Source organism: Enterobacter sp. BNK-22 (genome assembly GCF_048684805.1).
Taxonomy (GTDB): Bacteria; Pseudomonadota; Gammaproteobacteria; order Enterobacterales; family Enterobacteriaceae; genus Enterobacter; species Enterobacter quasiroggenkampii.
This window is the reverse complement of the sequence record NZ_JBLQTT010000001.1, coordinates 1679882-1693553: the sequence shown is the minus strand read 5'-3', so window position 1 is coordinate 1693553 and position 13672 is coordinate 1679882. Positions and strand designations below refer to the sequence as shown.

The 13672-nt window shown below is 55.0% G+C and carries 17 protein-coding genes; 7 read left to right on the top strand and 10 right to left on the bottom strand.

All coding sequences use genetic code 11. From position 1 onward, the window contains the following. The first annotated feature begins 33 nt into the window (after nucleotides 1-33). Nucleotides 34-282 (top strand): GlsB/YeaQ/YmgE family stress response membrane protein, encoded by a 249-nt coding sequence (locus tag ACMGGE_RS07905; protein WP_008500746.1) that lies wholly within the window; start codon nucleotides 34-36, stop codon nucleotides 280-282. 129 nt (nucleotides 283-411) lie between these two features. On the opposite strand, the gene ACMGGE_RS07900 is transcribed toward ACMGGE_RS07905, so the two are convergent. Further along, nucleotides 412-510, bottom strand: a complete 99-nt coding sequence (locus tag ACMGGE_RS07900; RefSeq protein WP_014883431.1) for a YoaK family small membrane protein — start codon at nucleotides 508-510, stop codon at nucleotides 412-414. Nucleotides 511-555: 45 nt separating this feature from the next. After that, a complete protein-coding gene (locus ACMGGE_RS07895) occupies nucleotides 556-1584 on the bottom strand; it encodes a sensor domain-containing diguanylate cyclase (RefSeq protein ID WP_032664129.1) in 1029 nt (342 codons plus the stop codon). Nucleotides 1585-1893: 309 nt separating this feature from the next. Between ACMGGE_RS07895 and ACMGGE_RS07890 the strand changes: the two genes are divergently transcribed. Together ACMGGE_RS07890 and ACMGGE_RS07885 are read left to right on the top strand one after the other, a co-directional pair. Beyond that, nucleotides 1894-2154, top strand: a complete 261-nt coding sequence (locus ACMGGE_RS07890; protein WP_420293614.1) for a DUF333 domain-containing protein — start codon at nucleotides 1894-1896, stop codon at nucleotides 2152-2154. A gap of 80 nt (nucleotides 2155-2234) precedes the next feature. Beyond that, nucleotides 2235-2540: a periplasmic protein gene (locus ACMGGE_RS07885; RefSeq protein WP_045910231.1), complete on the top strand. Its 306-nt coding sequence runs from the start codon at nucleotides 2235-2237 to the stop codon at nucleotides 2538-2540. Here the strand turns inward: ACMGGE_RS07885 and ACMGGE_RS07880 are convergent, their stop codons facing one another. After that, complete coding sequence (locus ACMGGE_RS07880) at nucleotides 2541-2885, bottom strand: DUF488 domain-containing protein (RefSeq protein WP_196346149.1); 345 nt, start codon at nucleotides 2883-2885, stop codon at nucleotides 2541-2543. A gap of 101 nt (nucleotides 2886-2986) precedes the next feature. Between ACMGGE_RS07880 and ACMGGE_RS07875 the strand changes: the two genes are divergently transcribed. Continuing rightward, entirely contained in the window at nucleotides 2987-3694 is a 708-nt protein-coding gene (locus ACMGGE_RS07875) for a CTP synthase (RefSeq protein WP_048222585.1), read from the top strand. A gap of 31 nt (nucleotides 3695-3725) precedes the next feature. Here ACMGGE_RS07875 and ACMGGE_RS07870 read toward each other — a convergent pair whose 3' ends face one another. Continuing rightward, nucleotides 3726-4913 (bottom strand): CynX/NimT family MFS transporter, encoded by a 1188-nt coding sequence (locus ACMGGE_RS07870; protein WP_048027504.1) that lies wholly within the window; start codon nucleotides 4911-4913, stop codon nucleotides 3726-3728. A gap of 99 nt (nucleotides 4914-5012) precedes the next feature. On the opposite strand from ACMGGE_RS07870, the gene ACMGGE_RS07865 reads away from it, so the two are divergent. Beyond that, nucleotides 5013-5804 carry an AraC family transcriptional regulator gene (locus ACMGGE_RS07865; RefSeq protein WP_032674565.1) on the top strand — a complete coding sequence of 264 codons (792 nt, stop codon included), beginning with the start codon at nucleotides 5013-5015 and terminating at the stop codon, nucleotides 5802-5804. Here the strand turns inward: ACMGGE_RS07865 and ACMGGE_RS07860 are convergent. After that, the gene (locus tag ACMGGE_RS07860) at nucleotides 5788-6234 is read right to left on the bottom strand and encodes a DUF441 domain-containing protein (RefSeq protein WP_008500737.1); all 447 of its coding nucleotides are present in this window, start codon (nucleotides 6232-6234) and stop codon (nucleotides 5788-5790) included. The genes ACMGGE_RS07865 and ACMGGE_RS07860 overlap by 17 nt on opposite strands. 145 nt (nucleotides 6235-6379) lie before the next feature. On the opposite strand from ACMGGE_RS07860, the gene yoaI reads away from it, so the two are divergent. Continuing rightward, the gene (gene yoaI, locus ACMGGE_RS07855; protein ID WP_010430055.1) at nucleotides 6380-6484 is read left to right on the top strand and encodes a small membrane protein YoaI; all 105 of its coding nucleotides are present in this window, start codon (nucleotides 6380-6382) and stop codon (nucleotides 6482-6484) included. 20 nt (nucleotides 6485-6504) lie between these two features. On the opposite strand, the gene ACMGGE_RS07850 is transcribed toward yoaI, so the two are convergent. From ACMGGE_RS07850 to yeaG, 3 genes are all read right to left on the bottom strand, one after another. Continuing rightward, nucleotides 6505-7005 (bottom strand): YbaK/prolyl-tRNA synthetase associated domain-containing protein, encoded by a 501-nt coding sequence (locus ACMGGE_RS07850; RefSeq protein ID WP_008500735.1) that lies wholly within the window; start codon nucleotides 7003-7005, stop codon nucleotides 6505-6507. 99 nt (nucleotides 7006-7104) lie between these two features. After that, nucleotides 7105-8388, bottom strand: coding sequence for a YeaH/YhbH family protein (locus ACMGGE_RS07845; protein WP_032651499.1), 1284 nt, complete (start codon nucleotides 8386-8388; stop codon nucleotides 7105-7107). 74 nt (nucleotides 8389-8462) lie between these two features. Next, a complete protein-coding gene (gene yeaG, locus ACMGGE_RS07840) occupies nucleotides 8463-10397 on the bottom strand; it encodes a protein kinase YeaG (RefSeq protein ID WP_008500713.1) in 1935 nt (644 codons plus the stop codon). A 430-nt stretch (nucleotides 10398-10827) separates the two neighbouring features. Here yeaG and ACMGGE_RS07835 point away from each other — a divergent pair, with 430 nt between their 5' ends. Beyond that, entirely contained in the window at nucleotides 10828-11574 is a 747-nt protein-coding gene (locus ACMGGE_RS07835; protein ID WP_045910236.1) for a MipA/OmpV family protein, read from the top strand. A 78-nt stretch (nucleotides 11575-11652) separates the two neighbouring features. On the opposite strand, the gene ACMGGE_RS07830 is transcribed toward ACMGGE_RS07835, so the two are convergent. Together ACMGGE_RS07830 and gapA are read right to left on the bottom strand one after the other, a co-directional pair. After that, complete coding sequence (locus tag ACMGGE_RS07830; protein WP_234082241.1) at nucleotides 11653-12537, bottom strand: D-hexose-6-phosphate mutarotase; 885 nt, start codon at nucleotides 12535-12537, stop codon at nucleotides 11653-11655. A gap of 72 nt (nucleotides 12538-12609) precedes the next feature. Then, nucleotides 12610-13605: a glyceraldehyde-3-phosphate dehydrogenase gene (gapA, locus tag ACMGGE_RS07825; protein ID WP_006809136.1), complete on the bottom strand. Its 996-nt coding sequence runs from the start codon at nucleotides 13603-13605 to the stop codon at nucleotides 12610-12612. Nucleotides 13606-13672: the final 67 nt, after the last annotated feature.

Sequence of the window (13672 nt, the reverse complement as noted above, 5' to 3'; positions counted from 1 at the left end):
TTTAATGACAAAAACCATACAGAGAGGAAAGTTATGGGAATTTTATCCTGGATTATCTTTGGGCTTATTGCGGGTATTCTGGCGAAGTGGATCATGCCGGGCAAAGATGGCGGTGGGTTTATCGTCACCGTAATACTGGGTATTGTCGGCGCGGTAGTCGGCGGCTGGATCAGTACGCTGTTCGGTTTTGGCAAGGTCGATGGCTTTAACTTCGGCAGTTTCGCCGTCGCGGTGATCGGTGCGCTGGTTGTTCTGTTTATCTACAGAAAGATCAAAAGCTAAGTTCTGAAAGCGTTGAAAAAGGCTGCCAGATGGCGGCCTTTTTACGTATTGGGTTTACCACCAGCCAAGCTGCGTGCCGGCAAACGCTGCAATGGCAACGATCAGCATAATGACGGTTGTCTTCCGCATTTATGCCCCCGGCGCCGCGTAGCCGCCAACAAAAAACCACGCTAAAAAAACCACTGCCGTTATAAAAATAACGACCGGGAAGAGGATCCCTATTCTCATACCATCACCTGTTTCGGTTTCTGTAACGCCGTAGAGTGTACGGGGTTAATCCATAGTGAGAAAGCGTGTTTTGCTTTTTCCTTTTTTATCCTGATACATCGCCACATCCGCAGCGCGTAACGCGCTGTCAGGATCGGTTGCGGCAGGGTCCACTTCGATCACGCCGAAGCTGGCGCCCGGATAAATAATATGAACGCTGCCGAGCCAGTATTCGCCGGCGATGCAGGCGCTGAGGCGCGTTTTGAGCAGCGTAAGCTGCGCGTTATCCCCGTCCTGGTGGGGCTGGCTCAGCGACGCGACCAGAAATTCATCCCCGCCCAGACGACCGATAATATCGTCCTGCTGTTTCTCTTCGGTCAAACGCTTGCCCACTTCTATCAGGAACTGGTCGCCAGCCTCGTGGCCGTAACGATCGTTAATCAGCTTGAAATCATCCAGATCGATAAACGCGATGATGGCGTTACGCTTCAGGTGCCGGGCCAGAGAAAAGAGGGTAGTCAGATCTTCAAAAATGGCGCGACGGTTGGGTAAACCGGTAAGGGCATCCGTATAAGAGTGCGCGATGAGGGCCGCATTGGCTTCGCGAAGCTGGGTCACCAGCGACTCTTTCTGAATGGACTGGGCAATCAGCCCGGCGAAGAGCTTCAGCACCTGTTCAGCGCGCTCGCTCAGCGGCTTTCTGGCCGTGCTGGTGGCGCAGAGCGTTCCGTAAAGTGAACCATCGGCAAGATGGACAGGAATACTCATGTAGGTGGTAATGCCAAGTGCTTTTGCGGCTTCACACTCGGGCCAACGTTCAGGCACGTCATTGCTGAACATCGTGTCACTATCCAGCGCGCGTTTGCACAGCGTCTCATCCCATGGGACGCTCAGCCCCTCCGGGATCGTCATCTGTTTGCTGTTGCGGGCGTAGAGGATGTGCTGCAGCCGCGCCTCGATATCCACCTTCGTCAGGTAGGTCGACTCCATGTCGGTGACAATTTCCAGCATCTCCAGCAGCTGGCGAACGAGGCTTTCAAGGGATTGCTCGGTGGCAAGGGTTTCTGAAACGCGAGCGAGGATAAGGTCCGACATGACGTAGAATGACTCCCAGGCAGAAGACGTCTGCATCTGCATGTTATGCTGAGTTTTTAGGCTTCAGGCATAGTAAAACATGAATACAGAAAATTTAATATATGCAGGAAGCGGGGAGCAGGTGAGAAAAAAAGCCCCGTTGTTGAGACCGGGGCAAAGACATCTTGATTACGGAATGATGTTCTCTGGTCATATCGAGAACATGCCACACTATAGTGCTGAAAAGTGCAGTTAAAATGGAGAAATCATGGAGAACGCGACGATGACCCGTTACCCTTAGGGTGTAATGACGTCAAAAGGATCAATGAGATGAGATTTCTGCTTCTGACGCTGGCGCTGGCGCTTCCCCTGGCCGCCTGCACCGCAAAAACCACGCCACCCGATGCGCCGAAACCGCCGCACGTTATCGGTATGGCCAACCCGGCCTCCGTCTACTGCCTGGAGAAAGGTGGGGAACAGATCCCGGTTCAAAGCCCGCAGGGCGTTCGCACCGAGTGCAAATTACCGGGCGGGGAAGTGATCGATGAATGGACGCTCTATCGTCGCGATCATCCGCAACCCACCAGGTGACAGACGGATACCGCCTGCGATACACTTCTCTTTAGGATTAATCTTAGCCAGTATCTGGCGTTCGTTTCCGCGAGAGAAGTATGTTTCAGTTAAAACCGGGCAGCATGGCGATGATCGTGGGTGCCCGCACGGCGTCAGGCCGTCGCAATATTGGTAAATCTGTTGAGCTGTTTGGCCTTTGCCAGCCTGGCCTGCGCTTCGTTAACCCGGTCAACGGCGTGATGACGCAATTACCCACTACCGCAGATCGCGCACTTTGGCTGGTGACGGGTGATGTCTACGCCTTCGATAATCAGCACGGCTTTGCGTTTGTCCGCGCCGAACATCTGATGCCGCTCACCCCGGATGAAGCGCCGCAAATTCTGGATGAACTGACGATCGGCTGATCACAGATGGCGCAGCCAGTCGGCTAAGACCAGGGCGTGATTTTGCTCCGTGTTTTTGGCAGCAAAGAGCAGGGTGACGGTCTGCCTGCGCGCCAGCGTCGCCAGACGCGCGCCCTCGTCAGCCTGCTGCGCCAGCTCTTCCCGATAGGCCTGGCTGAAGGCAGTGAAATCAATCGTTTCGCTATGAAAGGCCTTGCGTAGTTCCGTTGAGGGCGCGAGCGCTTTACACCATTCGTCATACACGAGGTCCGTTTTCTTAACGCCGCGCGGCCACAGCCTGTCTACCAGTACCCGATAGCCGTCGTCAGAGCTTGCATGTTCGTAGACCCGTTTGCACTGAATCATGATTTCACCCTCCCAATTTAAGGTATTGTGATAATTGCAAAAGATCGGTAGTCTGAGGTTCCTTATGTTATCTGATAATACTCTGGCATAAGGAACCTTTCATGGAACACCTCCCGGTTAAAACGACGCTGCGCATTGCGCTGGTTGGCGATTACAATCCCAATGTTATTGCGCATCAGGCGATCCCGCTGGCCATTGACGACGCCGCCGCAGTGCTTGACCTCACCGCCGATTACGACTGGCTGGCCACGACGGAGCTGACAAGCTCTGAAGATCTGGTGGGCTACGATGCCATCTGGCTGGTTCCTGCCAGCCCCTACAAAAACACCGAGGCCGCTTTTATTGCCGCGCGCTACGCCCGTGAAAACAGCATCCCGTTCCTGGGCACCTGCGGCGGGTTCCAGCATGCGCTGATTGAGTATGCCCGTAACGTGCTGGGCTGGGCTGATGCGGCACACGCTGAGACGGATACCGAAGGCACCATGGTGATTGCGCCGCTGACCTGCTCGCTGGTGGAAAAAACCGATGCCATTGAACTGCGCAGGAATACGCTGATCGCCAAAGCGTACGGCAAGCCGGAAATTGAAGAGGGATATCACTGTAACTATGGCGTGTCTCCAGCGTTTGCACAGGCGCTCGAAAACGGAGATATGCATGTGACGGGCTGGGACGATCAGGGTGAAATCCGTGCCGCGGAACTGGTCACGCACCCGTTCTTCGTGATCACCTTATTCCAGCACGAGCGTGCTGCGCTGGAAGGACGTCCGGTCGTGCTGGTACAGGCGATGCTGCGCGCGGCGCGCGGATAAAAAAGGCAGACCCGAGGGTCTGCCACACTGTTTAACGGGGCGCGATCTCCCGGTCTCGCCCGGCTAAGATGCCGCAGAGGGCCATTATCACGGCGGCCAGCGCGCAGCCCAAGAGCGGGATCCGCCAGTCTCCCGCGCTATCGTGAATTTTCCCCATTAGCGGAGGGCCGCAGGCGGCGAGCAGATAGCCAATCGACTGCGCCATGCCGGACAACGCCGCCGCCTGGTGTGCAGTGCTGGCGCGCAGACCGATAAACGTCAGGCCGAGGATCATTGTTGCCCCTGTGCCAAAGCCAAACACCAGCGTCCACATCACCGCCATGCCCGGCATAAACCATAATCCCGCCGCGCTTATCGCGCACATCAGCGCCACCGCGCCTGCGATCGCCCGCTGGTCTTTCAGACGGTGGAGGATCAGCGGAACGGCGAGTCCCGGCACGGCTGTGGCCAGCTGCAACAGACCGTGCACCGAGCCAGCCTGCGCTTCGCTGTAGCCGTGGCTCAGCAGTATCGCCGGCAGCCAGCCGATGATGACGTAGTAAATCAGCGAGTTTATCCCCAAAAAGAGCGTGACCTGCCAGGCGAGGGCCGAGCGCCAGATCGCGCGGTTATGCAGCGCGCCTGCGCCCGTTACCGTTGCGACGTGTTTCTGACGCCACTGCGGCAGCCAGAGCAGCAATGCGACCAGCGGAAACGCCATCAGCATCAGCAGCGCGCCATGCCAGCCCGCACTCCCTTGTGCTAGGGGAACGATCATCGCTGAGCCAAACGCCGCCGAGACGCCCATCGTCAGGGAATAGGCGCCGGTGAGCTTCGCCACCTGGCCTGGAAAATCACGCTTAATTAATCCGGGTAACAGCACGTTCCCGAGCGCAATACCGCACCCGACGATCGCCGTTCCGGTGAAAAGCAAAGCGGCGGAGGGCAGCGAGCGAACGGCAATCCCGGCGCAAATCAGCAGCAGGGCAATAAACAGGCTGCGCTCCATGCCGATACGCCGGGCAACGCCTGCGGCGAGCGGCGAGACGAGGGCGAAAGCCAGCAGGGGCAGGGTGGTCAGCAGACCGGTTTGTGCCGTGCTTAAGCCATAATCAAGACGAATGGTATCAAGCAGCGGCGCTGCGCCGGTGAAGGTGACGCGAAGCGTAGTGGCAATCATCAGGATGCCTGCAATCAACAGCGCGCCGTGTTTTCCTGAGGTGCGAATAGCAGTAGTCATTATGTTCTCATACGTTCAAGCGAGCGGACACAATACCGATTTTCTCAGCGGTTGAAATCAGGCTAAAATGACAGTTTATCGCTAATATCGGACAAACTGATGATTGGTCTGGGACTGGAAGGCTACGATCCAGATAGCCAGCACGATGCGGCCGTCGCATTTCGCATTCAGGTGGTGGCGGAGGAACAATATATTCCCCGGCATCATCACCGTAAGGGGCAGCTGATTCTGGCTCTCGGCGGCGCAATCACCTGTGAAGTGGAAAATGCGATGCTGATGGTGCCGCCTCAGTATGCCGTCTGGATCCCCGGTCAGATGCCGCACAGCAACAGGGCCACGCCGGGCGCGCAGCTCTGCTTTTTGTTTATTGAGCCGGGGGCCGTCAGCCTGCCCGAGCGCTGCTGTACCCTGAAAATCTCCCCTCTGGTGCGGGAGCTGATTTTATCGCTGGCGGAAAAATCGCGTGAGCAGCTCTCTCTTGCGACCACGTCGCGCCTGGTGGACGTGCTGTTTGACGAGCTGCCGCTCCAGCGTCAGGAGCATCTGCAGCTGCCCGTGTCGCCCCATCCCAAAATCAGGCTGATGAGCGAGAAGATGGCGGAAGAGCCCGCCGCCTGGCAGACGCTAACGCAGTGGGCGAGCCACTTCGCCATGAGCGAGCGCAATCTGGCGCGGCTGGTGGTGAAAGAGACCGGCTTAAGCTTTCGTCGCTGGCGCCACCAGCTGCAGCTGATTGTGGCGTTACAGCATTTAATAAGCGGGAAATCGGTGCAGCAGGTGGCTCAGTCACTGGGCTATGACTCGACCACCGCGTTTATCACCATGTTCAGGAAGGGGCTGGGCCAGACGCCAGCGCGTTATATGGCCAGCCTGACTACGACTTCCCAATAAACAGCGAGACAAGGCCAGCCGCAATCAGCGGGCCGACCGGCACGCCGCGAAAGAGCGCCACGCCCAGCACGGTGCCCACCAGCAGACCCGCCACCAGCGAGGGCTGGCTGCTCATCAGCGTGACGCCGCGACCGCCCAGCCACGACACAAAAATCCCCACCGCGATCGCCACCAGCGATTTCCAGTTTACAAACGAGTGCAGCAGCGTTGAGGCGGGAAGGGTACCGCTGGCAATCGGCGCCATCACCCCAATGGTTAAGATGATAATCCCGATGGTGAGGCCTTGTTTTTCTATCCACGGGAAAAAGGTATTTAACGGGGTCACGCGCACAATAATCAGCACCAGAATCGAGATGGCGACGGTAGTGTTATGGCTGATAAAGCCGAGCGCGGCGAGAGCCAGAAGAATGAGCAGAGTAGGGTCAAACATAGGGAATCCTTGCCAGAAAAATTGTTCTGTTTACTGTACGCGCAAACGCGGCAGAGAACAGGGTTAAAAAGATTTTGTCGTTGTCATAACCTTGTCATTTACGCGGATTAAAACGAAAGCAGATATCGCAAAAGGGGTCGCCATCATGAACGATCACATGTTTGTGGAAACGCTGATTATCTCCTCATCGTTTTTCGCTATTGCCGTTATTCTCGTTGCCTCCGTTCTGTTTCTGGAACGAAAAGGCTGACAGGGCGTCAGCCATCGCAGTTACGCTTTATGGAAGGTGACCAGCTCAGGACGGGCGATGCGCAGGTAATCCTGGGTATCCATAATCACGGATTTCTCCAGCAGGCCGGCGTTAAACGCGATTTCGTCAAAGCGCTCGAACAGCAGCGGGTCGGCAACCAGTGCCAGATCAGGATGAAAGCTAAAGGGCGGGATAGCGCCGAAAACGCAAGCGGTCAGGGCATCGACTTCGGCCGGGCTGGCGAGGGAGGCCTTTAGCCCGCCAAAATGGCTGGCAAGCTGGCTCAGGTCAGCCTGCAGGTCGGCGGCCAGAATCGCCAGAACGTGTTTTTTCACGCCGTTTCCCTTCACCTTGCAGACCAGGGCTTTGGCGCCTTGCCGCAGATCGGTTCCGCGAATTTCACTTACCGCTTCACATTTCCCGACCGCCTCATGCTCCATGACACGAAAACGCGCGCCCTGCTCGGTAAGTAAGGTAATGAGCTGCTGGTGGGTTCCTGTTCCAATAACGTCGTCAGTCATAACGATTTTCCCGGTGATAATCCAGTATGCAGCCTTCTACATTAGCACGGGATGAACGGGGTCGAAAGAAAACAGCCAGCGGGTTCGCTGGCTGTGGGTTTATGCGTTGCTGGTAGCAGACTGCTTGTGGAACAGCTCCCTGAACACCGGATAAATGTCATCCTGGTCACGGATATGCTGCATGGCGAAATTATCGAACATCGCCTGCAGATGCTCATACTCCCGCCACAGGGTCTGGTGCGCGCGACGGGTGATTTCGATATAGCTGTAGTAACGCACGACCGGCAGAATTTTCTTCGCCAGGATCTCGTGACACAGCGGCGAGTCGTCGGCCCAGTTATCGCCATCCGACGCCTGCGCGGCATAAATATTCCACTGCGCCGGGTCGTAGCGCTCTTTGACCACTTCATCCATCAGCTTCAGCGCGCTCGAGACGATGGTGCCCCCGGTCTCCTGCGAGTAGAAGAACTCATGTTCATCCACCTCCTTCGCCTGGGTGTGGTGGCGGATATAGACTACCTCCACGTTCTTATAGGTTCTGCTCAGGAACAGATAGAGCAGGATATAAAAACGCTTCGCCATATCTTTGGTGGCCTGATCCATCGAGCCGGACACGTCCATCAGACAGAACATCACCGCCTGGCTGGAGGGCTCAGGGCGTTTTTCGTAGTTCTTGTAGCGCAGGTCGAAGGTGTCGATAAACGGTACCCGTTCGATCTTCGCCCTCAGCTCTGCAATCTCTTTACGCAGGCGCTCCTCTTCCAGCAGTTGCGCCGGTTCCGTGTTTTCCACCACCTTCAGGCTACTCTCCAGCTCGCGCAGTTCGCGACGTTTGCCTGCCGTCATGGCCGTGCGTCGCGCCAGCGAATTCTGCAACGAACGCACGACGCTGATGTTGGCGGGCACGCCGTTGGCGGTATAACCCGCGCGGTGGGTTTTATATTCATTAAGCTGACGATGCTGATTCTTTTTCAGATTCGGCAGCGCCAGGTCTTCGAACAGCAGGTCGAGATATTCATCTTTCGAAATCTGGAAGACAAATTCGTCCTGGCCTTCACCGTCCTGGCTGGCCTGTCCCTGACCGCTTCCTGAACCACCGCCGCCGCCCTGAGGGCGCTCAATTCTGTCGTTCTGAACGAAGTGGTCATTACCTGGGTGTACGCGATGGCGCAGGCCGCCTCGCCCCTGATGAAACATCGGTTCGCTGATGTCATCGGTGGGGATGGAGACAGACTCGCCGCTGTCGACGTCGGTCACCGAGCGTTTGTTGATGGCCTCGGAGATAGACTGTTTAATTTGCGCTTTATAACGACGCAAGAAGCGCTGGCGGTTCACCGTGCTCTTGTTTTTGCCGTTAAGACGCCGGTCAATAAACCAGGTCATATACCCCCCGTACTGCATTTGCCAACTTGCATTTTGTAGGCCCGGCAGGCGCTAACCGCCGCCGGGCACTTGTTTTAAGACGATTTACGCACGCGCAGGTACCATTCGCAGAGCAGGCGGACCTGTTTGCGGGTGTAGCCTTTTTCCATCATACGGTCGACAAAATCGTCGTGTTTTTTCTGTTCATCGGTTGAGGTTTTGGCGTTAAACGAGATCACCGGCAGCAGCTCTTCGGTATTGGAGAACATTTTCTTCTCAATGACCGTGCGCAGTTTCTCGTAGCTGGTCCAGTTTGGATTGCGCCCGTTGTTATGCGCTCTGGCGCGCAGGACGAAGTTCACAATCTCATTACGGAAGTCTTTCGGGTTGCTGATCCCGGCAGGCTTCTCGATTTTTTCCAGCTCCGCGTTCAGGGATTCACGGTCAAACAGCTGGCCGGTATCCGGGTCGCGGTACTCCTGATCCTGGATCCAGAAGTCAGCGTAAGTGACATAACGGTCGAAAATGTTCTGCCCGTACTCTGAATAGGATTCCAGGTAGGCCGTCTGGATCTCTTTGCCAATGAACTCGGCGTATTTCGGGATCAGGTAACCTTTCAGGAACTCAAGGTAGCGTTCAGCCTGCTCCTGCGGGAACTGTTCGCGTTCAATTTGCTGCTCCAGCACATAGAACAGATGAACCGGGTTGGCCGCCACTTCCGCATGGTCGAAGTTAAAGACGCGGGAGAGGATCTTAAACGCGAAGCGCGTGGACAGACCGTTCATCCCTTCATCGACCCCGGCGTAGTCGCGGTATTCCTGATACGATTTCGCTTTCGGATCGGTATCCTTCAGGCTCTCACCGTCATACACGCGCATTTTCGAGTAGATGCTGGAGTTTTCCGGCTCTTTCAGGCGTGAAAGGATGGAGAAGCGTGACAGCGTTTCCAGGGTGCCCGGTGCACACGGCGCATGCACCAGCTCACTGTGGTTAAGCAGTTTCTCGTAAATTTTGATCTCTTCGGAGATCCGCAGGCAGTAAGGCACCTTGACGATGTACACGCGGTCAAGGAAGGCCTCATTGTTTTTGTTATTACGGAAAGTCACCCATTCAGATTCGTTCGAGTGGGCAAGAATGATCCCGTTAAACGGCAGGGCAGAGATACCTTCCGTCCCGTTGTAGTTTCCTTCCTGAGTCGCCGTCAGCAGCGGATGCAGCACCTTGATGGGCGCTTTAAACATCTCGACGAATTCCATAATCCCCTGGTTAGCCCGGCACAGCGCGCCCGAGTAGCCGTAGGCATCCGGGTCGTTTTGCGCGAAGTTTTCCAGCTTACGGATGTCGACCTTACCGACCAGCGCCGAAATATCCTGGTTATTCTCATCACCGGGTTCCGTTTTGGCGATGGCGATCTGTTCCAGGATCGACGGCCAGACTTTCACCACGCGGAATTTGGTGATGTCGCCACCAAACTCGTGCAGGCGTTTGGCCGCCCACGGGGACATGATGGTGCCGAGGTAGCGACGCGGGATGCCGTACTCTTTATCCAGAATCTGCGCATCTTCCTGCGGATTGAACAAGCACAGCGGATGGTCATTCACCGGGCTGCGCTCGCCGTTGGCGCTCAGCACATAGATAGGCACGCGCTGCATCAGCGACTTCAGGCGTTCCGCCAGCGAGGATTTACCGCCGCCCACGGGGCCGAGTAAATAGAGGATCTGTTTCTTCTCTTCCAGACCCTGAGCGGCATGCTTCAGGTAGGAGACAATCTGTTCGATGGCATCTTCCATACCATAGAACTCTTCAAACGCCGGGTATCGGGCGACCACCCGATTCGAAAAGAGACGGGAAAGCCGGGGTTCCAGGGCAGTGTCAACCATGTTTGGCTCACCAATAGCCATTAATAGCCGTTCTGCCGCATTGGCATAGGCACTGCGATCTTGCCGACAGATGGTAAGAAACTCCTGCAGTGTGAACTCTTCGTCCTTGGCAGCTTCATAGCGCTGGCGATAGTGATCGAATATATTCATGGCATGCCGTCCTTTCGTTTTTTAGCACAGGATAAGAGCCGTTCGTATGAGTAGTGGAGGCTCCCGGAAGAGAATCTCTCGCACCTCACTGCCAGAGCAGCAACCTGTGTGCCAGGTCAGACGCTAAGAACCGCAGGTGTTCAGGAAAACTCTTCTTAAATTAAAGCGTAGATGGCATTTGCAAAACTTGCATGCCCATAAAATCTACTTTCAATGACATATCAATAACTCATCCAAAAATTTCCACTCTGGTAATAAGGCAAAAGCACGTTTTTCATTCAGTGGTCATGTAAATGAAAGCAGGTTGTCATCTGATAAGTTAAAAATAATGGGTTAATCGGACTGATTAGCAGGCAAAAAATTTTGGGATGTACGGGAATGGCGGTTACACTTCACCCGCTGATTTTTTGACTACAGGAAAGAATGGATTGTGACCAAACTCAAACTTCTGGCATTAGGCATCCTTGCCGCGACCGCAGTAAGCACCGCACAGGCGGAAAGTCAGTGGACGGTTGGCGCGGGTGTTGGCGTCATTAACAGCCCGTACAAACAGTATGACCGTGATGTTTACCCTGTTCCCGTTATCACCTATGAAGGGGATAACGTCTGGTTCCGTGGGCTCGGCGGCGGCTACTATCTGTGGAACGATACGGCCGATAAGCTCTCCATCATGGCCTACTACGATCCGACGCACTTCAAGCCGGGTGATAGCGACAGCCACGCGCTTCGCCAGCTCGACAAGCGTAAAAGCTCGATGATGGCTGGCCTATCTTATGTGCATAACACCCAGTATGGCTTCCTGCGTACGGCCCTGGCAGGCGATACGCTGGATAACAGCAACGGTTTTATCTGGGACCTGGCGTGGTTGTACCGCTATACCAACGGTGCTTTGACTCTGACCCCGGGGATTGGTGTGCAGTACAACAGCGAGAACTACAACGACTACTATTATGGCGTCTCTAAAAACGAGTCCCGTCGTAGCGGTCTGAAGAGTTACAGCGCAGATGACGGCTGGGATCCGTACCTGGAGCTGACCGCGAGCTATAACTTCCTCGGCGACTGGAGCGTGTACGGTACTGGCCGTTATGAGCGTCTGAGCGATGAAGTGAAGGATAGCCCGATGGTCGACAAGTCCTGGGCAGGCATCTTCTCTGTCGGTGTGACCTACAAGTTCTGATTGTGCACTCAAAGTGTGCAATTGATGCATTAAAACGGGGCGCATGCGCCCCGTTTGCTTTAGTGTGGTGCGGCGAGATTATCGCTTAACAATGCGGATCGTCTGCCCTAAACGCGATGGCTTTTCTTCACTCGCTTTCTGCGGGGTGGTTACGCAGGCGGTTTCCACGCAGACGAACGTTTTATAACCGTTGTCAGGCACGTCGGCCATGCTGACAGACAGCGCCGGACCCGGGTTCCAGCCCACCACGTTGCTATGGTGGTGATGTACCACCTCGATGCCGCGGTTCAGGGCACCGTCGTGGATCATGCTGCATGCTTCCGGATGCAGATAGACGCGGTCGGTACGGTCAGGAAACGCCTGAACGCCGTCACTCAGCTTCCCTTCTTTGGCGTTATCGACTTTGTCGATAAAGGTATCGCCAAGGCCGCTCACCTTCACTGCACTGATGTCACCCACGTTGAAATAGGTGTGCAGGGCGGAGGTGGTTTCGAATTCGCCGTGGGCTTCCAGTTCAATTTCACAGGTTTTACCCAGCTTAAAGCGGGCGTACAGGGTGAAATCGTGCGGCCAGAGGGCGCGGGTTTCGTCATTAGCCTGCAGCTCAAAGGTCAGCACGGCGCCGTTGTCGTCTTCGTTATGCGCTTTCAGGGTCCACTGCTGGTTACGGGCAAAACCGTGAGAAGGCAAACCCGGCTGTGCGGACGGGCCGAACCACGGCCAGCAGATCGGTACGCCGCCGCGAATCGCCGCCCCTTTTTTGAAAGAGGTCGCATCGCTCAGCCACAATCCCTCTGCTTCCCCTTCGGGTTTCCAGGAGAGCAGGTGGGCACCGTTCAGCGCCACGGAGGCCTTAACGCGTGGATGGTCAACGACGATAACGTCAGCACCGTCAATCTGGCGGCGGGAGAGCACAGGGGTAAGTTGTTCGACTACCGGAAGTGCAAAAATTTTATTAATCATTAAGCAATCCTCTGTCTTATAAATAAAAAAGGCGACCGAAGTCGCCTTTTTGGATCAAACACTCATCTCAACTTATTTGGAGATGTGAGCGATCAGGTCCAGTACTTTGTTAGAGTAGCCGGTTTCGTTGTCGTACCAGGATACCAGTTTAACGAAGTTGTCGTTCAGTGCGATACCTGCTTTAGCATCGAACACGGAAGTGCACACTTCGCCGTTGAAATCGGTAGAAACAACGTCGTCTTCGGTGTAACCCAGAACGCCTTTCATTGGGCCTTCGGAAGCAGCTTTGATTGCTTTCTTAATTTCTTCATAAGAAGCAGCTTTTTCCAGACGAACGGTCAGGTCAACAACGGATACGTTAGGAGTTGGAACGCGGAACGCCATACCAGTCAGTTTGCCATTCAGTTCTGGCAGTACTTTACCTACAGCTTTAGCCGCACCGGTAGAGGATGGGATGATGTTCTGAGCCGCGCCACGGCCGCCGCGCCAGTCTTTGTGAGACGGGCCATCAACGGTTTTCTGAGTAGCGGTGGTTGCGTGAACGGTAGTCATCAGACCTTCGATGATGCCGAAGTTGTCGTTGATAACTTTAGCCAGCGGTGCCAGGCAGTTGGTGGTGCAGGATGCGTTAGACACGATATCCTGGCCAGCGTAAGTTTCGAAGTTTGCACCACGAACGAACATTGGGGTGTTGTCTTTGGAAGGACCAGTCAGAACAACTTTCTTCGCACCAGCAGTGATGTGTTTACGTGCAGTTTCGTCGGTCAGGAAGATACCGGTTGCTTCAGCAACAACGTCAACACCAATTTCGTTCCATTTCAGGTTAGCTGGGTCTTTCTCAGCAGTAACGCGGATGGTTTTGCCATTTACAACCAGGTGGCCGTCTTTCACTTCAACGGTGCCGTCGAAACGACCGTGAGTTGAGTCGTACTTCAGCATGTACGCCATGTATTCAGCGTCCAGGAGATCGTTGATACCAACGATTTCGATGTCAGAACGTTTCTGAGCAGCACGGAAAACAATACGGCCGATACGGCCAAAACCGTTGATACCTACTTTGATAGTCATATATTCCACCAGCTATTTGTTAGTGAATAAAAGGTTGCCTGTAAAATTACAAAAACCTTACGCAGCG

Excerpts from the sequence above, each read along its gene's own strand:
- ACMGGE_RS07905 (WP_008500746.1), top strand. The coding sequence starts at position 34 with ATGGGAATTTTATCCTGGATTATCTTTGGGCTTATTGCGGGTATTCTG.
- ACMGGE_RS07900 (WP_014883431.1), bottom strand. The coding sequence starts at position 510 with ATGAGAATAGGGATCCTCTTCCCGGTCGTTATTTTTATAACGGCAGTG.
- ACMGGE_RS07895 (WP_032664129.1), bottom strand. The coding sequence starts at position 1,584 with ATGTCGGACCTTATCCTCGCTCGCGTTTCAGAAACCCTTGCCACCGAG.
- ACMGGE_RS07890 (WP_420293614.1), top strand. The coding sequence starts at position 1,894 with ATGAGATTTCTGCTTCTGACGCTGGCGCTGGCGCTTCCCCTGGCCGCC.
- ACMGGE_RS07885 (WP_045910231.1), top strand. The coding sequence starts at position 2,235 with ATGTTTCAGTTAAAACCGGGCAGCATGGCGATGATCGTGGGTGCCCGC.
- ACMGGE_RS07880 (WP_196346149.1), bottom strand. The coding sequence starts at position 2,885 with ATGATTCAGTGCAAACGGGTCTACGAACATGCAAGCTCTGACGACGGC.
- ACMGGE_RS07875 (WP_048222585.1), top strand. The coding sequence starts at position 2,987 with ATGGAACACCTCCCGGTTAAAACGACGCTGCGCATTGCGCTGGTTGGC.
- ACMGGE_RS07870 (WP_048027504.1), bottom strand. The coding sequence starts at position 4,913 with ATGACTACTGCTATTCGCACCTCAGGAAAACACGGCGCGCTGTTGATT.
- ACMGGE_RS07865 (WP_032674565.1), top strand. The coding sequence starts at position 5,013 with ATGATTGGTCTGGGACTGGAAGGCTACGATCCAGATAGCCAGCACGAT.
- ACMGGE_RS07860 (WP_008500737.1), bottom strand. The coding sequence starts at position 6,234 with ATGTTTGACCCTACTCTGCTCATTCTTCTGGCTCTCGCCGCGCTCGGC.
- yoaI (WP_010430055.1), top strand. The coding sequence starts at position 6,380 with ATGAACGATCACATGTTTGTGGAAACGCTGATTATCTCCTCATCGTTT.
- ACMGGE_RS07850 (WP_008500735.1), bottom strand. The coding sequence starts at position 7,005 with ATGACTGACGACGTTATTGGAACAGGAACCCACCAGCAGCTCATTACC.
- ACMGGE_RS07845 (WP_032651499.1), bottom strand. The coding sequence starts at position 8,388 with ATGACCTGGTTTATTGACCGGCGTCTTAACGGCAAAAACAAGAGCACG.
- yeaG (WP_008500713.1), bottom strand. The coding sequence starts at position 10,397 with ATGAATATATTCGATCACTATCGCCAGCGCTATGAAGCTGCCAAGGAC.
- ACMGGE_RS07830 (WP_234082241.1), bottom strand. The coding sequence starts at position 12,537 with ATGATTAATAAAATTTTTGCACTTCCGGTAGTCGAACAACTTACCCCT.
- gapA (WP_006809136.1), bottom strand. The coding sequence starts at position 13,605 with ATGACTATCAAAGTAGGTATCAACGGTTTTGGCCGTATCGGCCGTATT.